The organism is Methylobacterium nodulans ORS 2060 (assembly GCF_000022085.1).
In the GTDB taxonomy this organism is placed as follows: Bacteria; Pseudomonadota; Alphaproteobacteria; order Rhizobiales; family Beijerinckiaceae; genus Methylobacterium; species Methylobacterium nodulans.
This window is the reverse complement of record NC_011894.1, coordinates 5,051,339-5,074,198: the sequence shown is the minus strand read 5'-3', so window position 1 is coordinate 5,074,198 and position 22,860 is coordinate 5,051,339. Positions and strand designations below refer to the sequence as shown.

At 65.0% G+C, this 22,860-nt stretch carries 22 protein-coding genes, 1 tRNA gene and 3 pseudogenes; 13 read left to right on the top strand and 13 right to left on the bottom strand.

Annotated features, from left to right (window positions below; translation table 11 throughout):
* Positions 1-248: 248 nt before the first annotated feature.
* A pseudogene (locus MNOD_RS23570) lies at positions 249-707 on the top strand (DUF4113 domain-containing protein); the annotation flags it as partial.
* A gap of 228 nt (positions 708-935) precedes the next feature.
* Here the strand turns inward: MNOD_RS23570 and MNOD_RS23565 are convergent.
* Both MNOD_RS23565 and MNOD_RS23560 read right to left on the bottom strand, forming a co-directional pair.
* Entirely contained in the window at positions 936-2,363 is a 1,428-nt protein-coding gene (locus MNOD_RS23565) for an amino acid permease (RefSeq protein WP_015931476.1), read from the bottom strand.
* A 75-nt stretch (positions 2,364-2,438) separates the two neighbouring features.
* Positions 2,439-3,190, bottom strand: a pseudogene (locus MNOD_RS23560) (IS6 family transposase).
* Positions 3,191-3,706: 516 nt separating this feature from the next.
* Between MNOD_RS23560 and MNOD_RS50340 the strand changes: the two are divergent.
* From MNOD_RS50340 to MNOD_RS23545, 4 genes are all read left to right on the top strand, one after another.
* Positions 3,707-4,303 (top strand): Rossmann-fold NAD(P)-binding domain-containing protein, encoded by a 597-nt coding sequence (locus tag MNOD_RS50340; protein ID WP_341874470.1) that lies wholly within the window; start codon positions 3,707-3,709, stop codon positions 4,301-4,303.
* The gene (locus MNOD_RS50335; RefSeq protein WP_341874469.1) at positions 4,263-4,787 is read left to right on the top strand and encodes a hypothetical protein; all 525 of its coding nucleotides are present in this window, start codon (positions 4,263-4,265) and stop codon (positions 4,785-4,787) included. Before MNOD_RS50340 ends, MNOD_RS50335 begins: the two co-directional genes overlap by 41 nt.
* A gap of 169 nt (positions 4,788-4,956) precedes the next feature.
* Entirely contained in the window at positions 4,957-5,856 is a 900-nt protein-coding gene (locus tag MNOD_RS23550) for a dihydrodipicolinate synthase family protein (protein WP_015931475.1), read from the top strand.
* A 234-nt stretch (positions 5,857-6,090) separates the two neighbouring features.
* Positions 6,091-6,765 (top strand): class I SAM-dependent methyltransferase, encoded by a 675-nt coding sequence (locus MNOD_RS23545; RefSeq protein WP_015931473.1) that lies wholly within the window; start codon positions 6,091-6,093, stop codon positions 6,763-6,765.
* Between the two features lie 255 nt (positions 6,766-7,020).
* Here the strand turns inward: MNOD_RS23545 and MNOD_RS23540 are convergent, their stop codons facing one another.
* The 4 genes and pseudogenes from MNOD_RS23540 to MNOD_RS23525 all read right to left on the bottom strand — a co-directional run bounded on the left by MNOD_RS23540 (position 7,021) and on the right by MNOD_RS23525 (position 9,423).
* Positions 7,021-7,338: an integration host factor subunit alpha gene (locus MNOD_RS23540; RefSeq protein ID WP_015931472.1), complete on the bottom strand. Its 318-nt coding sequence runs from the start codon at positions 7,336-7,338 to the stop codon at positions 7,021-7,023.
* A 262-nt stretch (positions 7,339-7,600) separates the two neighbouring features.
* Positions 7,601-7,860 (bottom strand): annotated as a pseudogene (locus MNOD_RS23535) (hypothetical protein).
* Between the two features lie 35 nt (positions 7,861-7,895).
* Positions 7,896-8,336, bottom strand: a complete 441-nt coding sequence (locus MNOD_RS23530; RefSeq protein ID WP_015931471.1) for a very short patch repair endonuclease — start codon at positions 8,334-8,336, stop codon at positions 7,896-7,898.
* Position 8,337: 1 nt separating this feature from the next.
* Positions 8,338-9,423, bottom strand: coding sequence for a DNA cytosine methyltransferase (locus tag MNOD_RS23525; protein ID WP_015931470.1), 1,086 nt, complete (start codon positions 9,421-9,423; stop codon positions 8,338-8,340).
* Between the two features lie 96 nt (positions 9,424-9,519).
* Here MNOD_RS23525 and MNOD_RS43860 point away from each other — a divergent pair, with 96 nt between their 5' ends.
* Both MNOD_RS43860 and MNOD_RS47040 read left to right on the top strand, forming a co-directional pair.
* Positions 9,520-10,947, top strand: coding sequence for an ATP-binding protein (locus MNOD_RS43860; protein WP_015931469.1), 1,428 nt, complete (start codon positions 9,520-9,522; stop codon positions 10,945-10,947).
* A gap of 9 nt (positions 10,948-10,956) precedes the next feature.
* The gene (locus tag MNOD_RS47040; RefSeq protein WP_015931468.1) at positions 10,957-11,979 is read left to right on the top strand and encodes an O-methyltransferase; all 1,023 of its coding nucleotides are present in this window, start codon (positions 10,957-10,959) and stop codon (positions 11,977-11,979) included.
* A gap of 299 nt (positions 11,980-12,278) precedes the next feature.
* Here MNOD_RS47040 and MNOD_RS23520 read toward each other — a convergent pair whose 3' ends face one another.
* Positions 12,279-12,551: a hypothetical protein gene (locus tag MNOD_RS23520; RefSeq protein WP_015931467.1), complete on the bottom strand. Its 273-nt coding sequence runs from the start codon at positions 12,549-12,551 to the stop codon at positions 12,279-12,281.
* Positions 12,552-12,884: 333 nt separating this feature from the next.
* Between MNOD_RS23520 and MNOD_RS45775 the strand changes: the two genes are divergently transcribed.
* The 3 genes from MNOD_RS45775 (at position 12,885) to MNOD_RS23510 (ending at position 14,023) form a co-directional block, all read left to right on the top strand.
* A complete protein-coding gene (locus tag MNOD_RS45775; RefSeq protein WP_015931466.1) occupies positions 12,885-13,217 on the top strand; it encodes a hypothetical protein in 333 nt (110 codons plus the stop codon).
* An 8-nt stretch (positions 13,218-13,225) separates the two neighbouring features.
* On the top strand, positions 13,226-13,507 hold the full coding sequence (locus MNOD_RS45770) for a hypothetical protein (protein ID WP_015931465.1): 282 nt from the start codon (positions 13,226-13,228) through the stop codon (positions 13,505-13,507).
* A 441-nt stretch (positions 13,508-13,948) separates the two neighbouring features.
* A tRNA-Thr gene (locus MNOD_RS23510) sits at positions 13,949-14,023 on the top strand.
* 162 nt (positions 14,024-14,185) lie between these two features.
* Here MNOD_RS23510 and MNOD_RS23505 read toward each other — a convergent pair.
* The 4 genes from MNOD_RS23505 to MNOD_RS23490 all read right to left on the bottom strand — a co-directional run bounded on the left by MNOD_RS23505 (position 14,186) and on the right by MNOD_RS23490 (position 17,298).
* Complete coding sequence (locus tag MNOD_RS23505) at positions 14,186-14,392, bottom strand: hypothetical protein (protein WP_015931464.1); 207 nt, start codon at positions 14,390-14,392, stop codon at positions 14,186-14,188.
* A gap of 108 nt (positions 14,393-14,500) precedes the next feature.
* Positions 14,501-14,770, bottom strand: a complete 270-nt coding sequence (locus MNOD_RS23500) for a hypothetical protein (RefSeq protein WP_015931463.1) — start codon at positions 14,768-14,770, stop codon at positions 14,501-14,503.
* A gap of 105 nt (positions 14,771-14,875) precedes the next feature.
* Entirely contained in the window at positions 14,876-16,699 is a 1,824-nt protein-coding gene (locus MNOD_RS23495) for a cation:proton antiporter domain-containing protein (protein ID WP_015931462.1), read from the bottom strand.
* Positions 16,700-17,106: 407 nt separating this feature from the next.
* Positions 17,107-17,298, bottom strand: a complete 192-nt coding sequence (locus tag MNOD_RS23490; RefSeq protein ID WP_015931461.1) for a hypothetical protein — start codon at positions 17,296-17,298, stop codon at positions 17,107-17,109.
* 311 nt (positions 17,299-17,609) lie between these two features.
* Here MNOD_RS23490 and MNOD_RS23485 point away from each other — a divergent pair, with 311 nt between their 5' ends.
* Positions 17,610-18,221 carry a DUF2147 domain-containing protein gene (locus tag MNOD_RS23485; RefSeq protein ID WP_015931460.1) on the top strand — a complete coding sequence of 204 codons (612 nt, stop codon included), beginning with the start codon at positions 17,610-17,612 and terminating at the stop codon, positions 18,219-18,221.
* A 475-nt stretch (positions 18,222-18,696) separates the two neighbouring features.
* Positions 18,697-19,179 carry a Ros/MucR family transcriptional regulator gene (locus MNOD_RS23480; RefSeq protein WP_015931459.1) on the top strand — a complete coding sequence of 161 codons (483 nt, stop codon included), beginning with the start codon at positions 18,697-18,699 and terminating at the stop codon, positions 19,177-19,179.
* Positions 19,180-19,429: 250 nt separating this feature from the next.
* On the opposite strand, the gene MNOD_RS23475 is transcribed toward MNOD_RS23480, so the two are convergent.
* Both MNOD_RS23475 and MNOD_RS23470 read right to left on the bottom strand, forming a co-directional pair.
* On the bottom strand, positions 19,430-20,527 hold the full coding sequence (locus tag MNOD_RS23475) for a glycosyltransferase family 4 protein (protein WP_015931458.1): 1,098 nt from the start codon (positions 20,525-20,527) through the stop codon (positions 19,430-19,432).
* Entirely contained in the window at positions 20,524-21,396 is an 873-nt protein-coding gene (locus MNOD_RS23470; protein WP_015931457.1) for a UDP-2,3-diacylglucosamine diphosphatase, read from the bottom strand. The genes MNOD_RS23475 and MNOD_RS23470 overlap by 4 nt, the downstream gene beginning before the upstream one ends.
* 240 nt (positions 21,397-21,636) lie before the next feature.
* Between MNOD_RS23470 and MNOD_RS23465 the strand changes: the two genes are divergently transcribed.
* The gene (locus MNOD_RS23465) at positions 21,637-22,638 is read left to right on the top strand and encodes a DMT family transporter (protein WP_015931456.1); all 1,002 of its coding nucleotides are present in this window, start codon (positions 21,637-21,639) and stop codon (positions 22,636-22,638) included.
* The last annotated feature ends 222 nt before the right edge of the window (positions 22,639-22,860 follow it).

Genomic DNA, 22,860 nt, shown 5'->3' with positions numbered 1-22,860 from the left:
CTGGCGCTTACACTTGCGTCGGCGCGTCCTGCTCAAAGTCATAATGCGCGAGGCGACGTCCGCTTTTGGGAACCCGCAGCACGCTTACAAATGCCTGGGTTGGGTCGAAAGTTCGCGTTCCCCGTTCGCGCCACAGGCGCGCTCGGAGTTCGGTCATCGCATGGTCTGGTCTCGCCTTCACGGAGCTCTTGGCTTCTGTCCGGGGTCGGCGCGTCGGCCGCCACAAGATCGCGTTCCGAAAGGAGGCGAGCTTTTACCACACGAGCGAGCACGACCGGGGCGACCCGATGCGCTCGGTCTCGACGGTGGTGCATCTGTCCGAGGCCACCAACGACAGCCTCGTCCTCGTCCGAGCGGCGCTCCATGGTGTCGACCGGACTTGGCGCGAGCCGAGAGGCGCGCCCTGGCGCTACAGCAAGGCCGGCGTGATCACGACCGACCTCGTGCCGCTGGTGGAGAGCCCGCGGGCCCTCTTCGGCGCGCTCGAGCGGGAGCGCGGCGGCGCCCTGATGGCGGCGATGGATGCCTGCAACCGGCGCTTCGGGCGCGGCACCGTGGTGCCGGCGCGGGCGGGGCTCGAGAGGAAGCGGACCTGGGCGACCAAGTTCGAGAGGCGCACGCCCCGCTACACCACGCACCCCGCCGAGGTGCCGGTCGTGACAGCGATGGCGGCTGCTGGACCCGAGATTCGCCCCTCCTCGTTGTAGGCGCGGCGGGGGGGCGGCGCATCATCTTCTACGGCGTCGCTCATTTATGAGCCGCCGCAGCCCGCGCCTATGACGAGGAGGGACGGGAGATCCCACCCTGTGGCTGACGACCGCCCTTGTGCTCCCGGGTGCACGGACCATGCGCGAGCAGAACAGCTCCTCGCCTCCTGCTTCGGGCTTCCCGTCGCGAACAAAGCGTGAAAGCGGGGTAGCCGAGCCCCTTCTGCGTCACGGCGCCGAGTTTGCGACACGCCCACGCATTTTCGTGAGCATTTTCGTGAGCTGGTAGCCGACGCCAAGGAGCGCGAACCACACCGGGGCGACGTAGAGGGCCACGCGGGTGCCTTCATCGAGGCCCAGGAACACCGAGACCAGGGCGAGGAACGCCACGACGAACCAGTTCGTGTACGGCGATCCGGGCATGCGGTAGGAGACCGGCGCCGCCTCGCCGGCCGCGACCGCCTTGCGGTAGCCAAGGTGGGCGATGACGATGAGGGCCCAGGTCCACAGCGCGCCCACCAGCGCCACGCTGGTCACATAGACGAACACCTGCTCCGGCACGAAGTAGTTCAGCACCACGCCGAGGAGCATGACCGCGGCCGAGGCGGTGATGCCCGCGGCCGGCACGTGGCGGGCGTTGACCGTGCCGAAGGCGCGCGGCGCCTGCCCGAACTGGGCCAGGGTGTAGAGCATCCGCCCGGTGCTGAAAATGCCGCTGTTGCACGACGACGCCGCGGCCGTGATCACGACGAAGTTGATGATCCCCGCGGCCCCCGGGATGCCGATCTTGTCGAACACCAAGATGAACGGACTCTCATTGGGGCTCAGCTGGTTCCAGGGTACCAGGGACATGATGATGAGCAGGGCGCCAATGTAGAAGACGAGGATCCGGTAGACGACGCTGTTCGTCGCCCTGGGCAGCGTCCGCTCGGGATTCTGCGCCTCGCCCGCGGTGACGCCGAGCAGCTCGACGCCCTGGTAGGCGAACATGACGATCTGCAGCGTGAGGACCACCCCGAGCACGCCTGTGGGGAAGAACCCGCCGTGGCTCCAGAGATTCGTGAAGCTCGCTGTGGTCCCGAGCTCGCCGAGGCCGAAGATGATCACCGCCGGGCCGATCAGCAGCAGGGCGACGATCGCCACGACCTTGACGAGCGCGAACCAGAATTCGAGCTCACCGAACAGACCCACGGCGATCAGGTTAAGGCCGTACAGGACGCAGAGCGTGATGAGCGCCGGAATCCATTGCGGCACGTCGGGGAACCAGTAGTGCACGTAGACGCCCACGGCGGTGATCTCGGCCATGCCGCTGACCACCCACATGAACCAGTACGACCAGCCGGTCGCGAAGCCGGCCCAGGGGCTGACATACTCCTCCGCGAAAGTAGCGAAGGACCCTGCCACCGGCCGGTGCATCAGCAGCTCGCCGAGCGCGCGCATGATGAAGAAGGTCACGAGCCCGCCGAGGGCGTAGGACAGTACCAGGCCCGGGCCGGCCTGGCTGATCGCCCTGCCGGCGCCGAGGAACAGCCCGACGCCGATCGCGCCGCCGATGGCGATCAATTGGATGTGCCGGTCCTTCAGGCCGCGCACGAGGTCCTTCGCCTCGTGCGCCTGCTCCTCGTTGAGCAGCCTGTTCACTCTGATGTCATTCATGGTCCATCCTCCCGATTATCCGGGCTTGTCGCAAACTCGGGCTCGGGCCGCAGAAGGGGCTCGGCTACCCCGCTTTCACGCTTTGTTCGCGACGGGAAGCCCGAAGCAGTGGGCGAGCAGCTGGTTCTGCTCCCGCACCGTCCATGCGCCCAAGAACCCGAAGCCCTTGCGCAGCCACAGCATGGCCTCGAAGCCCTGGATTGTGCGCCGCGCCGTGTTGAACGACCGGAACCCGCCCACCCGTGCCATCGCCCGCTTCACCCGGAAGTGGTCGCTCTCGATCCCCTGCTGCAGGTGCTTGGTGACGTGGTGGGTCGGCGTGCGCGGCAGCAGGCCCTCCTTGCGGCTCTCGGCGATGGCCGGCGGGTCGGGACCAGCTCCGTCCGTGCCGATGCGGTCGGGCGCGAGCAGCGGCTCGGCCGCGAGCATCTTGCGAAAGAAGCGCTTGGCCGCATCCAGGTCGCGATGGGCGGTGAGCAGGACGTCGACCGCCTCGCCGGGCATGTCGATGGCCCGGTCCAGGGAGCGCCACTGACCCCGGACCCGGATCTAGTTTCATCCACGCGCCCGGAGCCGCAGGGCGGCTTGCGGAACCGGCGTAGACGGCGCTCGATCGCCGGCGCGTAGGCGAGGACCCAGCGGTTGAGGGTGGAGTGGTCGACGGTCAGGCCCCTCTCCAGGAGCATCTCCTCGAGATCGCGGTCGCTGAGGGCGTCGCGCAGGGACCAGGAGACCGCCTGCACGATCAGGGTGGCCTCGACGTGCCGGCCCTTGAAGGCGCCGCGGGCCTGTCTCTTCAGCTTGAGGGCGAGGGCATTCAGGATCATGGGCCGGCTCCAAGACGGAGGCGGCAAGCTCGGTCGGTATGGCTAACGCCCCGTGAACACCGGCGCGTTCCGCGGCCTCTACGCGGCGGGCGCGGACATCCTCGTGACCTCCGCGCCTTGAGGGGCCGCTCCGGCCGACGTGAAGGTCGTGATCGAGGCCGTGCAGGCCGAGCGACCTGCCGGGGGCTTCACCCGACACGGCGCGCTGCGTCGCAGCTGGCGCGGCCCTTGCTGGTGAGGTTTCGCCTCGGCCGTGCGGGCGCGGCCCTCGCCATACCCCATCGCGACGACAAGCTCGGCTGAGCCCTCTGCCCGCACGCGGAGCGAGGCGATGCGCACACAGCGACGTGTGAAGGCGCAAGTCCGTGCGGGTGAGGGATGTTCCGCGTCAGATCCGGATCCCGCCCCTCCCCTCGGCCGTTGCCGCAGCCGCACGCCAATGACCTCACGCGAAAGCCGAGATCATCTCCCTCCTGCCCCGCCGCTGTCGGACATTGTCAGATTCCCGACAGCTGAGTGAAGTTTCCGCCAATCACCGGCGGTTCCACTAACGTACTGATCTCAATAGCAAAACTACTCCAGAAGCATTTGGCACCTCGCTTGCGCAGAGCTCCGGCAGCGGCGGAGGTCGCCGACGGCGGTGACATCGGGAGCGATGCCGCCATCAGCCAAGCGGGGTTGACCATGACTGGTCTGGGCCAGAGCAGGTATCAAGGCTGTTACCTTGATCACGACACGGTGGCGTCTTCAGTGCTTGAGCAGCACTCTGAGAAGATCAAGCCAAGGGCAGACTACCTCGCGGCAAGAGGAGTTCTCACGCTCCAGACATGCTCGCGGATTGAGTTCTATGGCGAGGAGAACGCACTCAGAAACATCCCGAGCGAGGCATTTGCCGGCCTTCCCTTCACATGCATTGAAGGTGCGGCCGCCATTAGGCAACGTTTCGCCGAGATTGCATCCGGCATTCGCTCCCCGATCCTCGGCGAGAGGAACATCATCCAGCAGCTCGAGGGCGCTTACAAACGTCTCGACCCAAACCTTCCGATCGCCCGGATCGCACGGCAGGGGATTGATGTTGGCCTGGCCGTGCGCGGCAAACATCATCATGGCTGATCGATATCAGAATGGCGAGACTCCCGACCACCTTTACCTGACTGGGGCAAGTGACCTGAATGTCGACCTGATCAGGAGTGGTGTGGGAGAGCATTTCAGTTCCACGACAATCGTGACGCAGAATCCGAAGCGCGCTCGCAAACGTCTCCGCCGCGAGACTGACAAAAAAGTCGAGGTCATGCGCCCGGAAGAGTTTGGGCACGCACGCGAACCATCGTCGTTCGTCGTGATCGCAACCTCCAATCTCACCGATCAAGACAAAGCCGATCTTCAGAATGCGCTTCTGCGGATGGAGTCGCGCATGATCGTGGACCTGATGGGAAATCCGGTGATGGCGGCAGCCCTAGCCGGGAAGTCCAACTACGTGAACATGAACGGAGAAGAGATCCGCCGGTTAATCGACCAGAACAATGAGCAGCTGGCTCCAAAGCGGCCGCTCGTGTGTTCCGATATCGAGGCAGCACTCCGGACAGCGCAACTCTAATTTTCCGTGAAGGCACCGCAACTCCAAAGCGGCACCCCCCCTGTCGGGCGCCAACCCGCGGCTCGCGGCCTTCGTCGGCCGCTTCACGGAACTGGCCCGCCGTCTCGGTCCCCTCGCGGCCGCGGCGGGCGCACCCTCGACCACATCTGGCATACAAGGACGGTAACCCATGGCCTATTCTGACTGGAGTGGCATCTTCGCCGTTCTCGTCACCCCCTTCGGAGCCGATGGCTCCATCAACGAGACCCGGTACAAGGCGCTCATCGACGACGCGATCGCCAATGGCGCGCAGGGCGTGGTGGCCGCCGGCAGCACCGGCGAGTTCTATGCCCTCACCAAGGCCGAACGCGCGCGCCTGTTCAAGCTGGCCGTTGACCACGCGGCGCGCCGCGTGCCCGTGCTGGCCGGTGTCGCCGACCTCCGGGTGGAGGATGTCCTGGAAGCGTGCCAGTCCGCGGTCGCGGCGGGCTGCGCGGGCGGCCTGATCCTGCCGCCGATCTACGCCATGCCGAGCCCGCGTGAGGTCGTGGCCTTCTTCGCGCACATCTCGCGCAACACCCCGCTGCCGCTGATGCTCTACAACAGCCCGCGCCGGGCGGGCATCAACCTCACCCCGGCGCTGGTGGAGCAGCTCTCCGCGCTGCCGACCGTGGTTGCCATCAAGGACAGCTCCGGCGACATCACCCAGGTGAGCGAGCTCGTGCAGCGCGTGGGTGACAACCTCCGCGTTTTCGTCGGCTACGAGGACATGATCGTGCGCGCCCGGGCCGTGGGCGCCCATGGGGTCATCGCCATGGCGCACCAGATCGCCGGCCCCTTGATCCGCGCCTACTGGGACAAGGCGCTCAGCGGGGACAAGGCCCTGGAGGACCTCGGTCGCGATGTCTGCGCCTTGTATCGCTGCTTCCAGTCCGGGTCCTATTACGCGGCCATCAAGGAGACCATGAGCCAGCTTGGGCGCGACGCCGGCGGCCCGCGCCTGCCGCTGCTGCCGCTGGCAGACGAACAAAAGGCCGCCATCGCCAAGATCATTGCCGATGCCGGCCTCGCCCGGTGGGCCAAGGCCTGAGGGGAGGAGTCCCCATGCGTTCTAACCTCGACCCGGAGGACCCGCTCCCAGCGGGCTTCCGACTGTCGTGCATAAGAACGGCTAGAGCCGTGCCCGTTTCCGTTGAGACTGCCACGGCTCTCCAGCTCTCGATGTGACGCGCTCCCTTGCGCCGAACCGGCATCCGCTTCGGCCGGGAGCGCTCTAGACCGACCAAGGTTCGCCTCGCGCGGCCGCGATGATAGGTGTGAGCACATGCCCGAAGCACTCTCGACCGCCGACCGGAGCCATCCCGGCCAAGCCATCTACACCCGGACGACCCTGGCACTGTACGATCTCGTCGTGCTCGGTATCTCGAACACCTTGGTGTGGCGGTGTCCTACTCGCGAGATCCTGCGTCTTTACGATCACTGCGTAACGGACGAGCACCTTGACATTGGGGTGGGCACGGGGTGGTACCTTGATCGTTGCCGGTTCCCGAGTTCGCGGCCGAGACTAGGGCTGTTAGATCTCAACCCGCACTCACTCCGGGCGGCATCCCAGCGCGTCGCGCGCTATCGACCCGAGCAGTACCAGGCGGATGTGCTGCGGCCGATTGCGATTCCAGCACGGCCGTTCGGGTCGATCGCGATGACCTACCTGCTGCATTGCCTTCCGGGTGCAATGGCGGAGAAGGCGGTCGCCTTCGATCACATTCTGCCTCTACTGCGCCCGGAAGGGGTGGTGTTTGGGGCCACGCTTTTGTCGAGAGGCGTGCGGAGAACGCGAGCGGCGGAGCGACTCATGGCATTCTACAATCGAAAGGGCGTGTTCTCGAACCAAGCAGACGATGCAGAGAGCCTGAGAGAGGCCCTTCAACGGCGTTTCTCGGAAATCGATGTCAGGATCTTTGGCTGCGGCGCCCTTTTCGTCGCCCGCAAACCGCAGTGAACGGCGTCTGACTGGCGGCTGGAAGGGCCTGTCGCAAACTTTTTTCGGCTCGCCCGCAGGCTATGAGAGAGCGCCGTCAGCTCTCACTTAGGCTTGTATTTCGCCTGCTTGAGCTCCCGAAATGCGACGACAAGGTGTGGAAATTTCAACGCTCAGGCGCGTGGTTGGTCGCTGAAAAAAGTTTGCGACAGGCCCCCCGGCGCGGCCTCACGCCCGGCCGAGGACAACCGGCGGTCAGTGTGCGTCGCTCCCAGCTCACTCGTCGTCTTCGATCTTGGCCGGTCCACCGTTCACGTGGGCCTTGAGCAGGTTCGAGGGCTTGAACACCATCACTCGGCGCGGCGCGATCGCCACCTCGACCCTGGTCGTGGGGTTGCGCCCGACCCGCTTACCCCTGTCGCGCACCACGAAGGAGCCGAAGGAGGAGAGCTTCACGCCCTCGCCCGAGGCGAGGCAGGTGCAGATCTCCGACAGCACCGTCTCCACGAGCGCCGCCGACTCGGCCCGCGACAGGCCCACCCGCTGATGGACGGCTTCGGTCAGATCAGCGCGCGTGATCGTCTTGCCTGCCATCCTGCTCCCCCCAGCAGCCGATCGCTTTGATGGCCTTCATGATGAGCGAAGGCTGGGCCGTCTAGGGGACGGCCTCCACTAGCCTGTGCGAATCTCGCAAGCCGCTCCGATCGCCACCGCCCTGCCGTCCCGGCAGGCCTTGCGACGGTTCCGCTGGCGGCTGTCCTTACAGGCTTGGCCTGTCCTGAGCCATGCGAGCGCAGCTTCGAGCGCCGATTCCGGCTTTGGCCGATTCCGCTCGCCCATAATCCAGCCGGTTCGCTCATGCCGGCCTCGCCAGCAGGATCGCGGTCCGCACCGCATTGTGCCGCTGCGCCTCGGGCGCATCGTCCCTGGCGAGCACCTCGCGGACATAGGGGTGGGCCAGCACGACCCCGCGGTGACGTCGAGAGCGACCCCCTCCGCGATCAGCCGCATGCCGGGCGTGGGGTCGTTCAGGTAGTCGCGGACGGCCGCATCGAGCTGCTCATCCGTGACGTGCTTGAGCTTGTACAGCTCGCCGATGGTGGGAGTGTCGGGCATGGCGTGAGGCTAACAGCAACGCTTCAGGCACCCCATCAATCTGACCCGATTCGCTTTCCTCCGGCGGGCGGTCCGAGGAAGGCAGTAAGCCGCTCGGTAACCGCGGCGGCGTCCCGCGTCTCGCACTCCCAGATCACAAGCACGTCCCAACCGGCGTCGCGCAGCAGGCGCTCGTTGCGGGCGTCGCGTTCAACGTTGCGCGAGAACTTGGCTTCCCAGAAGTCGCTGTGCGTGCCGGGCGTCGAAGCCTTCCTGCAACCAGGATGGCGGTGCCAGAAGCAGCCATGCACGAAGACGACCTTACGCCTCGTAGGAAAAACGAGATCGGGCATTCCCGGTAGGTCGCGGCGATGGAGTCTGAAGCGGAATCCCAGGCTATGAGCGAGCTTCCGCACCTTGAGCTCCGGCGTGGTGTTCTTTCCCTTTACTGCCGCCATGAGGCGTGACCGCGCCTCCGGCGTGAGGCGATCCACCATGCTACTCGGCCGCCGCCAACGACGGCACGTCGAACATCTTAGAGCGGATCGCTTTGAGTATCCGCTCCGCAACGATCGGAGACACACTGTTGCCTATCATCCTGAAGCTGTGCCACGCGGTCGGGTGAAAGACGAAACGGTCAGGGAAGCCCTGCAAGCGGGCCGCCTCCCGTACCGTGATCACACGCGGCTCAACGGGATGGAGCGGCCTGACGGCTTGAAACGATCCGCGATCCGGTCCGGTTCCAGCCCGGATCGTCGGACATTGCTTATTCCAGTCCAGCCGAGCGTGTCGGCCGACGGCATCGCGACCGCCCTGTGGTACGGCTGCAAAACGCTCCGCTATTGCCGGCGCGTGAGGGATCCGTCGATGGCCCGAAAATAGGCGCCTAGTGCCTCTCAGTCGGCGTGCATACAGTGAGGGAGAGATGTCCGATCCGTAGCGCCACCAGTCCAGACCGTCGCTGTCGACTCCCTCCTCCGTTGCGCCCTGTAAGTCGGCGATTGCCTCACGGACAGTTGCAGCAGGTCGACGCCACTGCTCAAGGTCACCGGCGGTGAATGAGTCAACACAGCTGCTGTCGAATCCGATTACAAATACTCGGGGCCGCGACGTCGCAGCCCCGAAGGCGGCCGCATCCAGCTTCAGCGGACCGAGAATTGTATACCTTCCCGCGACGAGTTGAAGTGCGGTTTCCAATTCCGGACGATTTTTCTCGAACGCCAGTCCCCTTACATTCTCCATAAGAAAGAATTTTGGGCGCACCTCCGCGACCAATCTGAAAAAATGCCGAAGTAGTAATCGCCGAGGATCGTCCGGACTCTCTACACCAATCTCGCTAAAGCCCTGACATGGCGGTCCGCCGATTATGCCATCTACTCTTCCGCCAACGACCGTACGAACGTCACTACCTGTCAGCGCGGCCACATCCATGAGACGTAAATGAGCGCCTGGGTGGTTTTCTTTATATGAGCTAGTCAGGACGGCATCTATGTCTACCGACAGCCCAATCTTAAATCCGGCGTTCCTGGCTCCAAGGCTGAGACCTCCGCAACCACAAAACAGATCTACTACGACTGGCTTCATTTCGCCCCTCAGTGTGCAACGATGTTGATACCGCAACTGAGGCTTGCCGTCGATCGCCCAAGGTGCTTATCAAGGGGAAATTTTTGGAGTTAGCACATGCCGGAAGCCGACCTGCCGCCGATTCAGGCGACGCCCACCAAGCGGTTTTTTGTTCATATGCTTACGCGAGACATTGAGCTCCAAGACGCCATTCTTGATATGATCGATAATTGCGTCGATGGCATTATAAGGAAAATTCACTCGAAAGACGTTAATCCCGCTCTTCCGTATCGCGGATTTTCCGCAGATATCAACATGTCCCCTCAGGGATTTGAGATCAGGGATAATTGCGGCGGTATACCTCGTGACGTGGTCGCCCGTGCTTTCAAGATGGGGCGCCCAGAAGGTCCCGGCGATGTCGGCCAGACAGTCGGCATGTACGGAATTGGTATGAAGCGTGCAATTTTTAAAATGGGAACGTCGTGTAAGGTTGCGTCACGAAGCGATGATTTTGGTTTTGTAGTAACGATTAGCCCGGAATGGATGGAAGACCCGGACGAATGGAAACTGCCGATTACCCACTTACCTGAGGACGACGAACTGCGCGATGGGACTAGAATCACTATAGATCTTCTACGTGAGGACGTCGCATTGCGCTTCAATGAAAAAGATGACAATTTTATCCAGGATTTCAAAGAGGCGCTGGCTTCACATTATGCGCTTATCATTGCGAAGGGATTTAAGGTCGGCATCAATGGAGAAGATATTCAGCCAAAAAGATTTGCGCTGCTTGTGGGAGAGGATTTGAGCTCCGCAAATACCTCCGATGTCATTAGTGGACGAGCCCTCGAACCTTATGTCTTCAAAGGGAGGGTAGGATCGGTTGACATAGAGATTTACGCTGGCCTCTATAGGCCTCTGCCGGATGAGGCAGAGATGGAGCGTGAGGAGGAAATCCGGAGCAGCAAGGATGATGCCGGTTGGACGATCGTATGTAACGATCGGATCGTAGTATATAGAGACAAAACGCGATTGACAGGCTGGGGAGAGGCTGACGTACCTAATTTTCACGGTCAATTTATCGCGTTTTCTGGTGTCGTGATAATGAAATCCGACGAACCGCTTGAGCTTCCACTAACCACCACGAAGAGGGGCATTGACGCCTCAAGCAACCTGTATTCAATTGTGAAGGACTACATGCGTGAGGCAACCAAGGCGTTTACAAATTTTACTAACAAATGGAAGCGTCTACCCGCAGAGCGCGATCGGATTTACTCATCTAGCAGGGCATTGGGAATAGAAGATCTTAGATCAACTTCGGCCACGTATCGCATGTCCGATGACAGAAAGATCCAAGGCGCTGTGAAGTATATGCCATCACTTCCCGTTCCAAAAGCTCCCGACCGCGGCGTATTCATATCCTACAGGCGTCCTAGATCAGATATCCAAAAGGTTTCAAAGATACTATTTGATGATCCTGATTTAGAGCCGAGGGTTGTTGGCGAGGAAACCTTCGATCGTATCTTGAGGCAGCCAGCATCCTGAGCGTCGTCAATGTCTGGATCTACGCTTCCATACGCGCTTCGACAGAATAAGTTTGTCGATAGACGTATTTTCATTGAACTGCTCGGGCGGATTGAGCGCTATATCCCGCTCGATGATCACGTATATATTAGCATGGGCGGAGCTTCGCTTGAAGATCACAGGCTCGCTCACGCCTATCTCGGTTTAACGAAGATGTTGTCGTTTGATATGGACGATTGGATCATTGAGCGGCAGAAATTCAACACTCCGGTTGATTACATAAAGTTTATGAAAATCACGAGTGGCGATCTAATCGGATCGTTTTCGGCCGTCATGAGCGGTATAGGATTTGGCGGCAATCCTAGTGCGATTATGTGGTTAGACTTCACCTCGCCTCGCGATCTGAGACAACAGCTGGGCGAGTTTCATAAAATGCTCGTTACTATGCAACCATGTGACGTAGTAAGAATAACCGTAAATTCTAGCGCGAATGCGCTTTACCAGCCCCAGATTGTCGGCGGGCGCAAGGAAACGGTCGACGTGTTTGCGCCTAAGCGGCTTGATCGTCTCACGGACAGGCTAGGAGAGTACTCCCCGGGAGGCCTCTCGGTTGCCGACATGAATGACGAGGGAGTTGCGAAAATCATCGCTCGAGCGTTCGGAAATGCAGCGCGCAAAGCCTATCCTGCGCAAAGCGAGTTCATCGCACTTCCGCTTTCGGCTGTGAGGTACGCGGACGGACAGCAAATGCTTTCGCTGACCGTGATTGTCTTGAAGCGGCTGGAAGTTAAGGATTTTCTAGCGAAGACGAAGTTGGCAAACTGGGGGCTTTATTCTCAATCTTGGCAGGATATACACGAGATCGCTATACCGTATCTATCCCTTCGAGAGCGCATGCTCTTTAATGAGCATATCCCGAATGCAGCGCCGCATGATGTTTTTACTAAACTTGGATTTTTGTTTGATGATGATGAGGGAAAATCAAATGAAATATTCGAGCAATATAGGAAGTATTACCGGTATTATCCTCAATTTCACCACATACAAACGTAATATATTTTGTTCGGGCGCGTTCTTGGTTAAAAATGCGCCGACGTGTGCAAGTGAGGGCTTGCCGCACACTGGACAATTGTCTCGTTGTCAAGCTTCGCAACTCAACCCTGCGCGTTTCGAGTCTCGCTAAGTTAGTGGTGGTAGGAAGTCAGTCGCGGTCGTCTCGGTGTCCTCGGCTAGCTCAGGCGCCAATTACCGAGCCGGCTGCTCTCAGCATAGGGACGTCGTTACTGGATCGACGGAAGCCTGCATCAACGCACTCAATCCGAGCGAACTTCCGTTGCGCAAGCCGGCCGGCATCACCTTGAACCATCCAACAGCACGCCGGTCCAGTTGCCCCGGATGATTCTGTGCTGTCGGTAACAGCCGAACACCATAATGTTGTCCCAGCCCAGCTCGGCGGCTTGCATGCCGAAGTCGTCCACGAAGCGCCGGGCGTTGCTCACGATTACGGCCCATTCGTCAGGCCGGAAGCCCGGGCAGGGCGGCTGGCCGGGCGACAGGCTGGCGAGCCCGCGGCTCCATTCGAGGACAGTCGGGGAGAGGGCGTTGAGCGTGGCCGAGTCGGACATGGCCGGACGCTACCCGCGGGCGAGGCGGCGCGCGAGAGCCGCCAAGCCTCACTCTCCTCCGATCCTCACGGCCCGATCCCGGGCGCATGTGTCCATGACGCAACGCGAACCAGTTGGTGGGGCGGATGGTGGGGCAGGGAGGCTATCGCGCCGAAAAGTCATTATTTGTCAGTGCGGTTCCAATCCCTCCCTCTCCGCCAGAAACCTTCATTGCTTCAGAGATTTAAGAGACCTGCCAAGGCCGGATAGGCGCTTTGTGGCCTCCCACACGCCTCCGGTAGACGCAGGGCCACGACCGCAGCACGTTGCTATCAGGATCGTGGAGGCCGGCCCGTGACCGAACAATCGAAAGCGTCAGCGCGCGAGGCGGTGCTCGCCCGGTATCATCCCATCCGCGGCTCGATCCAAGCCGTGCTGCGCGAGGCTGTGACCCACTGCCGGAAGCCCGACTTCGACCGAGCCGCCAAGCACCTCGGCCTGATGGACGAGGCTCAGCTCGACGACGAGCAGGTGGCGAGCATGCTGGCCGATGTTGCCCTGTTCGAGCCGAATCAGCGTGGTCGGCGTGTCTACGACGGCTTTCTACAGAAAGGGCTCTGCTGGCGCCTGAACGGCGAATCTGGCTGGTCGACGAGGCGCTTGAGGCATCTGCTCCGGAGGGGCTGACGATCGGGATGCGCGTATTCGACCCTGAGCCCTTCCATGCCGGGTTCGGCATCGTCGTCGTGCCAGCCCCCGATCGGGTTGAGTTCTGCACCGAAGCCGCCTCCAGGGGACAACTCCTCCCCATCCGTCACTCGCTGGCGGCCGCCCTCTACGATGAGGAGATTGCCCGCTCCGTAACCGTCGATGAGGCCGACGTGCTGGAAAAGCTTCAGGCGATGGCGGAGATGCTGGACTTGGCGGCACGAGAGACGCCTGCGGCTCAAAGGCGGCCTCGATCTCGGAGACGTTGACTGCTTTTGAGATGGGGCTCCGCGCGTCGGCTTGAGCCTCGGCTTTCGCTGCTCTGGAATGCTCCTTAGTCCCTCTGTGCCGGCATCCTACGCACCTCTAACCAGCCGGTCAGAGGGACCTGCTTCGGCTGCAATCTGAACGCTCAGGGGACGCTGGCAAGCTCAAGTGCGCCAGCGCGGGATGGAGCCGAAGGCGAAGAGCTTCGACACCAGGAGCGAAGCCGAGCGCTGGTCGCGCGAGCTTGAGGCGTCGGTCGATCGGTTCGGGTCAGCCCCTGACGCCAGACCCAATGAGGTCACGCCACTCGGCAGTGACGAGGATGCGCGTCATCGGTCTGCTCCGTGCCGGATTTTGTGCCTTGACGAACCGACCCGAAACGCCATTTATGGCGCCCGTGGCGCCTCCAATCAGCGAAAAAACGCAATGATTTGAGGCCTCATGCCGGTGTAGCACAGCGGTAGTGCAGCGGTTTTGTAAACCGAAGGTCGGGGGTTCGATCCCCTCCGCCGGCACCACACCGTCGGTCTGCGGGCGCACGCGTCATCACCCCTGCACGATGCGGTTCCATCGCCGCCCGTCGAGAGAATGCAGGGCCGCGTCAGCCGCCACCGGCAACCCGTGCTTGCGGCAGGCCATGACCGAGGCCCGCTCGGGCCCGGACAGGCCGCCAGCCGGACTCACAGGCCGGCGGAGCGCCAGAACAGGGCGGTGATGGCGGCCAGGATCACGAACCATGCCCCAAGCAGGAGCGGCACCGACCGGCGCCGCGCCGCGCGGCGGTTGTCGTTGCTCGCGCGGGGCAGCCGTCCGCGCAGAGACCCGTAGCCGTAGGTCGTCGCGACCGGGTCGCGGCGCGGTGGGGCGGACTTGCGCAACGAGGACATGGCAACAGCTTACCACGAGGGGCGCCGAACGGGAGGCCCTTCCTGGCATCATCTTTCGGCGATTTCACGGCGCGGCCGATTCGCGGCCGCAGCGCCGCGAGTGACGGCTCAGGCCCAGTGCGTGAGCCAGGTCCGCAGGCGCGAGACGCCCGCCGGCGCCCGGGCCTCGCTCAGATGCTGGTCGATCCAGTGGGGACTGAGGATCTCGCCCTCCTCGGTGACGATCCACGGCAGCGCATCCGGGTCCCCCGCGCAGTCCGCGGCCGCGAGGAGGGCCTGCCGGAGGGTCGGATAGATCCGGGCCTCGCCAGGCGGTGCGGCCCTGCCGGCGTGCCAGATCATCAGCTCGGCCGGACGATCCATCTGCGACATCGGCATCGTTCCATCCTCCGCGATGTGCCGGAGGATGGCGTGGCGAAGCTCAAGCCAACATGGCCGAAGTATTGCGATCCGGTAATGCGGCGGCCGGATCCCGGCGGCGGGCTACTCGTCGGTGAGGGCTTCCCGGTGCGGGCGCAGCTCCGGCGCACCGAGGGCCGGCTCGGCCTCCGGGGCCGGCTCGGCCCGGCTCTCGGCCCGGCTCGTATCGACGAACACGCGCGCCTCGCCTTCGCTGATGCCGAGGCTGCGCAGTGCGTAGAGCGTCATGCCGAAGCCGAGCTCCCGCTCCGGCATCAGCACGAGGCCGACGCCCTCCTGCTCCAGGTGTCGACGCTCCGTATCGCTGTGGGTGCGCACCAGCGTGTCGATGCCGGGATTGGCCTCGCGGGCGATCGCGATGAGGTGGCGGGCCTGGTGCGCATCCGGGCTTGCCACCACCAGCAGCCGTGCGCGGCCGATATCGGCGGCCTCCAGGATGCCGGGCGCCGCCGCATCCCCGTACACCGTTTCGAGGCCGGCCTGCCGCAGCTCCTCGACCCGGCGCCGGTCCCGCTCGACGACCACGAAGGGCAGGTCCCAGATCTGGAGCGCCCGCCCGATGCTGCTGCCCACCCGGCCGTATCCGATCACGACCGCGTGGCCGCAGCGCGCATGATGCCCCTCCGCGATCACCGGAAGCGAGCCCGCGCCGCGGCGCTCGAAGCGCGCGGCGATCTGCGGCCTCTCGGCGAGGAAGCCGATGAGGCGTTCGATGCCGGCGAAGAACAGCGGGTTCAGGGTGATCGAGAGGAGCGCGCCCGCCAGGATGAGGTCGCGCCCCTCCGGCGGCAGCAGCTTCAGGCTGATGCCGAGGCCCGCGAGGATGAACGAGAACTCGCCGATCTGCGCGAGGCTCGCCGCGATGGTGAGCGCGGTTCCGAGCGGGTGCCGGAAGGCGATCACGATCGCGACCGCGGCGATCGACTTGCCGATCAGGATGATGGCGAGGACGGCCAGCACCGCCAAGGGTTCACGCAGCAGGATGCCGGGATCGAACAGCATGCCGACCGAGACGAAGAACAGGACTGCGAAGGCGTCCTGAAGCGGCAGCGAGTTCGCGGCGGCCTGATGGCTGAGGTCGGATTCCGCGAGCACCATGCCGGCGAAGAAGGCGCCGAGCGCGAAGGACACGCCGAAGAGCTCGGCCGAGCCGAAGGCGATGCCGAGGGCAAGCGCCAGCACCGCGAGCGTGAAGAGTTCGCGCGAGCCGGTCCGGGCAGCCTGGTTGAGCAGCCAGGGTACGAGACGCCGGCCACCGACGAGCATCAGCCCGGCGAAGGCCGCAACCTTGGCGAGGGTCAGCCCCAGCGTGACCCACAAATTGCCTCCGGCCGCATGCGCCATGCCGGCGCCCTCGCCGCCGAGCGGGGCGGCGAGGGCCGGCAGCAGCACCAGCGCCAGCACCATCGCCAGATCCTCGACGATGAGCCAGCCGACCGCGATCCGCCCCTTGTCGCTGTCGAGGAGGCCGCGCTCCGCCAGCGCGCGCAGCAGCACCACCGTCGAGGCGACCGAGAGGGCGAGGCCGAAGACCAGCCCCGCCCCGAAGCTCCAGCCGAAGGCGAGGGCGAGGCCGAGTCCCATCGCGGTGGCGGCGGCGATCTGCACGACCGCGCCGGGGAGCGCAATGGCGCGCACCGCCATCAGGTCGCCGATGGAGAAGTGCAGGCCGACCCCGAACATCAGCAGGATCACGCCGATCTCGGCGATCTGTCCGGCGAGTTCGGCATTGCCCACGAAGCCCGGCGTGTGCGGCCCGATCGCGATGCCGGCGAGCAGGTAGCCGACGAGGGGAGGCAGACGCAGGCGCTGCGCCAGCATGCCCCCGGCGAAGGCGAAGACGAGGCCGAGGGCGAGGATGGCGATCAGCTCGGTGGCGTGCGGCACGGGGCGGGGTTCTCCTGGCGAACGAGAAGGGGGGCGCGTCAGGATAGCAGCAAGGGAAGTGTGTCAGGATAGCGCCTTCGGAGCCTGTTCGGAGCCGGAAGTGCGGCCGCGCACGCTGCGTATCAGTTCACCACCGGCCTTTGCCGACCCTGAGGGATGAAACCGGCTGAACGAGCACTTCCTTCCATGGCAGCCAACCCCGGCCCTCATGCTGAGGTACTGGCGATCGAAAATCGCACGGAGCCTCGAAGCACCCCGGAACGCTCGTTCCAAGCTCCGGGTGGCCGGGATCACCGGTCAGGCGTACTTCGAGGCAGCCTGCGCGATCTTCGATCGCCAGTGCGATCTGCGATCGCCCGCGCCTCAGCATGAGGAGCGGGGCGGCTTCCACACAGGTCGGTTTCAATTTAGCGCGGCGGCAGGGATGCGCCGGATCGGACCGACTCATGCGCGTCGGATGCTGCGGCCCCGGCGGTCGGGGCGGCCCAGATCCGGGGCAGGCGCAGGGACAGGCGCCGGCGATCCGGGCGGGCCGCTACCACGATCGCGATTGCGCCCACCGCACCGGAGGTCATCACCAGGATCTCGACCGGGATCATGCGGCTGCCTTGCTGAGGTGCGGGCGGAACACGGGCGGGCCGCATCGGAGGGACCTGCAGGCCGCGGGTGCTCGCCCCCGGCGCTGCCGCTGTATCGCGGTCGCGCCGCCGAGGACTATGTGACATCCGGCCATGTGACATCCCGCCATGACGCTCCGCCGGGACACTCGGCCAAGAGGCACTGCCACGACGCATTGCCGAAATTCTCCGCCATCTCGCGCGGGTCGCGGCGCGGGTCACCGACCCCACCGGGTTGCGGCAGGAGCGGGCGCGTCGTACTTCCGCGCACGGCCGCACCGGAGGAATCCTGCATGATGATGCCCTTGACCCGGGGCCTTGCCGCCCTCGGCCTTCTCGTCCCGACGGCCGTCCTGGCCGCGCCGAAGGATCCGAGCGGCGTCTGGCTGACAGAGGACGGCCGGGCCCGGATCCGCATCGAGAAGTGCCTGACCCGAAATGACCGCATCTGCGGTTACGTCGTCTGGCTGAAGACCCCCCTCGACGACAAGGGCCAGCCCCGGGTGGACTTCAAGAACACCGACCCGAAGAAGCGCACCCGCCCCTCGCTCGGTCATCAGCTGATCATGGGGCTCAAGCCCAATGCCGAGAATCACTACGAGGGACAGATCTACAATTCCGAGGACGGCAAGTTCTATGACGTGTCGATCTGGGTGGACGAGCCGCGTGAGCTGAGCGTACGCGGCTGCCTGCTCGGCTTCCTGTGCGGCTCCCAGACCTGGACGCGTACCACCGACACGTTGCCCGGCCAGCTCACCGGGCCGACCAATGGGCCGGGCGGCCCCCGGCCCGATCCCGAATGGACCCCCAAGCCCCCGCCCGCACCGAAACCCGCCGCCACGGGAGTGTCGGGCGCCGCCGCGACGGCCCCGAGCGCTAAGAAGGAAGAGCCGGCCAAGCCCTGAGGCGGCTTCGGCGGCCCTTGTCCACAGCCGGCCGTTGCCGGATCCGGGTCCGTTGCGCAGGCGCGGACGGGCTCGTGAATGCTCTCGGAGGTTGCAATCCGCGCCGTGAATCCGCAGCAGGCGCGTGCCGGCACGCGCCCGGCCCCGTTCCGCTCCACACCCATGGCGGTCATGCATCGCAGAGGCTCATAAATATCTGTCAGACTGCGGTTTTGTTCCCGTTCCGGTGCCTCCGGCAGCGGCGCCGGCCTGCAATCTCCCCCGCCGCTTCGTCAATGGCCTGAAACGTTTCAGCAATCATGCCTGCATCAGGCGGCCGTAATCCTCAACAACTCTAATTTGGTTTGAGCAAGTCGTTCGGTCGTGCGCTCCGCTGCGCTGCGAGCGTCCCATATACAGGACCAACCGAATCGTTGATTGACCAACGCAGCTTTTTCCCGCACCTGGAAAGGAGTTTTCCGGCGGGATACGGACGATGACCAGCGACACCTCAGCGGTCCAGACTGATCTGATCAACCTCTCGGCCGACATCGTGTCGGCCTACGTGTCGAAGAATTCGGTGCCCTTGGGGGACCTCGCCGGACTGATCGAGTCGGTGCATTCCTCGCTGGTGAAGGTCGTGTCGCCGCCGCCGGCGGCACCGGAAAAGCCTGTGCCGCCGATCCCGATCAGGAAGACAGTGACGCCGGACGCCATCATCAGCCTGGAGGACGGCAAGCCCTACAAGTCGCTCAAGCGGCATCTCTCGGGGCGCGGCCTCACGCCCGACGAATACCGCCAGAAATGGGGCCTGCCGCCGGACTACCCGATGGTCGCGGCGAACTATGCGGCCCAGCGCTCCGAACTCGCCAAGAGCCTCGGCCTCGGCCAGATGCGGCGCGAGCGCGCGGCCGCGGCACGCCAAGCGGCGGCGAGCGCCGAGCCCAAGAAGCGTGGCCGTCCGCGCAAGTCCGTCTGACCAAGTCAGTCTCACGCGGCGGGGCGCCTCCGTCAGTCGCCCGCAAGCGCCACGAGCGAGAACAGGACGGCGATCAGCAGGTTGATGCCGACCAGCACAAGCAGCGCCACCATTGAAACGACCCCGGCTTCCGGTCCGACGATGAGAGCCGGGGTCTTGAGGAAAGCGTTGCATTGCTCGTCTGTCCACAGACGATGTCGTGCGGGGCCGCGCGGCCGCCGGGTCGTCGCGCGGTGAAGACCTGGCCGGTCTAGCCTTCGCCTGCCCGGGACAGGGTGTCGGGGGTGGCCTCCGGGAAGGCGGCGCGGCGGCTCGCGCTTAAGCCCGCAGGCCCCCTCGCGTGGGCGACCTCGATATTGGCATAGAACTGACGGGCGCTCTCGGCCCAGGTATAGCGCAGCGCCTCGGCCCGGCAGCGCTCCCGCGGCACGTCGAGCGCCGCGAGCGTCGCAGCCCTGAGATCCTGGTCGAGAACGCCGACGCCCCTGTCGCCCACCACGTCGAGCGGTCCGGTGACCGGATAGGCAGCAATCGGCAGCCCGCTGGCGAGGGCCTCCAACAGGACGATGCCGAAGGTGTCCGTGAGGCTCGGGAACACGAATACGTCCGCGGCGGCGTAGATCCGCGCCAGCGCCTGGCCGGTGAGCGTGCCGAGGAAGCGGGCCGCCGGATCCAGGGCTTCGAGCCGGGCCCGGTCCGGCCCGTCGCCGACGAGCACCTTCGTCCCGGGCAGGTCGAGGCTCAGGAAGGCCGCGACGTTCTTCTCCACCGCGAGGCGGCCGACGAACAGGAACAGGGGGCGCGGCAGCCCCTCCAGCGCCTTCGGCGCCGGCTCGTCGCGGGGATGGAACAGGTCGGTGTCGACTCCGCGGGTCCAGCGCATCAGGTTGCGGAAGCCGCGCCCGGCGAGGTCCCGTTCCAGCGAGGGGGTGCTCACCATCGTGCCGCTCGCCGCCCCGTGGAAGCGGCGCAGCCACGCGTAGCTCCAGGCGGGCGGCACCGGCATGCGGGCCGCGAGATATTCGGGAAAGCGCGTGTGGTAGCTCGTGGTGAAGGGCCGCCCCTCGGAGAGGCAGACCCGCCGGGTGGCGAGCCCGATCGGGCCCTCGGTGGCGATATGCACATGCGTGGGGGCGAGGTCCCGCCAGCGCGCGGCGATGCCCCGCGCGGTCACCAGCGAGAGACGGATCTCCCGGTAGCCGGGCAGGGGAACCGAGCGGAAGAGCTGGGGCGTGAGCAGCGTCGGCGTCACGCCGAGAGCGGGGCCGGCCTTGGCCATGTGCTCCAGCGAGCGCACCACGCCGTTCACCTGGGGATGCCACGCATCCGTCGCGATGAGGAGCTTCACGCCACCGCCCGCGTGCTGGAGGCCGCGCGCTCGGCCGCGGGGCGCGGGGCGGGGAGGGCGTCGGCGGGGACGAGCGGCTCGGGGAGGAGGGCGGAACGCGGCTCCGGCACGCGGGACGCCCGCTCGGCGAAGCGGATCACCTCCATGTGGCCGTCGTAATGCTCGACGATGGCCGTACAGGATTCGACCCAGTCGCCGGTATTGAGGTAGCGCAACCCGTCGATCTCGCGATTCGCGGCATGATGGATATGGCCGCAGATCACGCCGTCCGCGCCGACGCGCTTGGCCTCCGCCGCCAGCAGCTCCTCGAAGCGGCTGATGAAGTTGACAGCGTTCTTCACCTTCAGCTTGGCCCAGGCCGAGAGGGACCAGTAGGTCAGGCCGAGCCGGCGGCGCACCCAGTTGAGATGCGTGTTCACGAACAGGGCGGCCGTGTAGGCGCCGTCGCCGAGGAGGGCGAGCCACTTGGCGTGCCGCACCACGAGATCGAACTGGTCGCCGTGGATGACGAGGTAGTGCTTGCCGTCGGCACTCTCGTGCAGGATCTGGTCATGCACCTCGATGCCGCCGAAATTCAGGTCGAGGAAGTCGCGCAGGAACTCGTCGTGGTTGCCGGGCACGTAGACCAGGCGGGAGCCCTTGCGAACCTTGCGCAGCAGCTTCTGCACGACGTCGTTGTGGGCCTGCGGCCAGTACCAGCCCGACTTGAGCTTCCAGCCATCGACGATGTCGCCGACGAGATAGATCTCGTCTGCATCCACCTCGCGCAGGAAGTCCAGCAGCAGCTCCGCTTGACAGCCCTTCGTGCCGAGATGGATGTCGGACAGGAAGAGCGAGCGCACACGCAGCGCATCGGCGTTGTCGGCCACGTCCGTCTCCTCTCGGTCGTCGCCGGCCAGCCAAACCTCATTCGCGTATCACTTTGATGACGACGATCGTCCCGGGGCTGAATCGGGCCGGAATGACGCGGGACGGCCGCGATGCAGCCATCGTTGTGGTTCGATTAAGGACATCATGCGGATGATGCAGGTCTGGATATCGCCGCGACGGCTGGCTCGGCCGTTCGGGGTGTGATTTGAGATCGTCTCCTTCCTCGGCACGCGAATTCCATGGCAGCCCCCGTCGTTCTCCCCGAGCGCCCCGTGCCCGGGGATGCCGCTCGCCCGGTGTCCGGACATCCGGCCTCGTCCGGCCGGCCCTATCTCGGCATCGGGCTCAAGATGCTGTCGGCCCTCGCCTTCACGCTGATGTCGGCGGGCGTGAAGGGGCTGGCCGACCGCCAGTTCCCGACGGGCGAGATCGTGTTCTTCCGCTCCGCCTTCGCGATCCTGCCGCTGCTGATCTGGCTCGGCTGGCAGGGCGCCGTGATCGAGGCGGTGCGCACCTCCAACCTGCGCGGCCACATCCTGCGCAGCCTGATCGGGGCCTGTGGGATGTTCGCAGGATTCGCCGGGCTGTCCTTCCTGCCCCTCTCCGATTCGGTGGCGATCGGCTACGCCTCGCCGCTCCTCGTGGTGGTGCTCGCCGCGATCGTGCTGCGCGAGCGCGTCCAGGCCTATCGTTGGGCCGCGGTGGTGGTGGGATTCGTCGGCGTGCTGATCATGCTGGCGCCGCATCTCGAATTCGGGGCGGGCGGGGCCGCCGGGTCGATCGGTGCACTCTTCGCCTGCCTCGCGGCCGTGTGCACGGCGGCGGCGACGATCCAAGTGCGCCGGCTCACCATGACCGAGCGCACGGGCGCGATTGTCCTCTACTTCTTCCTGTTCACCTCGCTCCTCGGCCTCGCGACCCTGGCGCTGGGCTGGCGCCTGCCGACCCTCGGCGAGTTCGGCCTGTTCGTGCTGGTGGGCATTCTTGGCGGCATCGGGCAGATCCTGCTCACGGAAAGCTACCGCTACGGCGACGCCTCGCTGGTAGCGCCGTTCGAGTACACGACGATGCTGTGGTCCCTGCTCATCGGCTGGTTCGTGTTCGGGCAACTGCCCCAGCCGGCCGTGGCGCTGGGCGGGTGCATCGTGGCGGCGGCCGGCGTGTTCACGGTCTGGCGGGAGCGTCGCCTCGTCCTCGAACGCGCCCGCGAGGCCGCCGCCGGCGGCGCCCGGTCGGGCTAGAGCGCTTCCCGCCGAAGTGGAGGCCGGTTCGGCGCAAGGGAGCGCGAAAGTCAAAGACTGAAGAGCCGTGCCCGTTTCAACCGAAACGGCCACGGCTCTAGAGTTCGTCCAGGGCACGTGGGCACCGGTTCTCCGGCGCGTGGGGCCGGCGCATGTTGACGCCCGGCGCAGGCCGCGCTTACTCCCCGTGAGTCGGGTCGACCAGCCGCACCGGAGGAGATG

Coding starts and splice junctions, on each gene's coding strand:
- MNOD_RS23565 (WP_015931476.1), bottom strand. CDS start 2,363: ATGAATGACATCAGAGTGAACAGGCTGCTCAACGAGGAGCAGGCGCAC.
- MNOD_RS50335 (WP_341874469.1), top strand. CDS start 4,263: ATGTTGGCCTGGCCGTGCGCGGCAAACATCATCATGGCTGATCGATAT.
- MNOD_RS23550 (WP_015931475.1), top strand. CDS start 4,957: ATGGCCTATTCTGACTGGAGTGGCATCTTCGCCGTTCTCGTCACCCCC.
- MNOD_RS23545 (WP_015931473.1), top strand. CDS start 6,091: ATGCCCGAAGCACTCTCGACCGCCGACCGGAGCCATCCCGGCCAAGCC.
- MNOD_RS23540 (WP_015931472.1), bottom strand. CDS start 7,338: ATGGCAGGCAAGACGATCACGCGCGCTGATCTGACCGAAGCCGTCCAT.
- MNOD_RS23530 (WP_015931471.1), bottom strand. CDS start 8,336: ATGGTGGATCGCCTCACGCCGGAGGCGCGGTCACGCCTCATGGCGGCA.
- MNOD_RS23525 (WP_015931470.1), bottom strand. CDS start 9,423: ATGAAGCCAGTCGTAGTAGATCTGTTTTGTGGTTGCGGAGGTCTCAGC.
- MNOD_RS43860 (WP_015931469.1), top strand. CDS start 9,520: ATGCCGGAAGCCGACCTGCCGCCGATTCAGGCGACGCCCACCAAGCGG.
- MNOD_RS47040 (WP_015931468.1), top strand. CDS start 10,957: ATGTCTGGATCTACGCTTCCATACGCGCTTCGACAGAATAAGTTTGTC.
- MNOD_RS23520 (WP_015931467.1), bottom strand. CDS start 12,551: ATGTCCGACTCGGCCACGCTCAACGCCCTCTCCCCGACTGTCCTCGAA.
- MNOD_RS45770 (WP_015931465.1), top strand. CDS start 13,226: ATGCGCGTATTCGACCCTGAGCCCTTCCATGCCGGGTTCGGCATCGTC.
- MNOD_RS23505 (WP_015931464.1), bottom strand. CDS start 14,392: ATGTCCTCGTTGCGCAAGTCCGCCCCACCGCGCCGCGACCCGGTCGCG.
- MNOD_RS23500 (WP_015931463.1), bottom strand. CDS start 14,770: ATGCCGATGTCGCAGATGGATCGTCCGGCCGAGCTGATGATCTGGCAC.
- MNOD_RS23490 (WP_015931461.1), bottom strand. CDS start 17,298: ATGATCCCGGTCGAGATCCTGGTGATGACCTCCGGTGCGGTGGGCGCA.
- MNOD_RS23485 (WP_015931460.1), top strand. CDS start 17,610: ATGATGATGCCCTTGACCCGGGGCCTTGCCGCCCTCGGCCTTCTCGTC.
- MNOD_RS23480 (WP_015931459.1), top strand. CDS start 18,697: ATGACCAGCGACACCTCAGCGGTCCAGACTGATCTGATCAACCTCTCG.
- MNOD_RS23465 (WP_015931456.1), top strand. CDS start 21,637: ATGGCAGCCCCCGTCGTTCTCCCCGAGCGCCCCGTGCCCGGGGATGCC.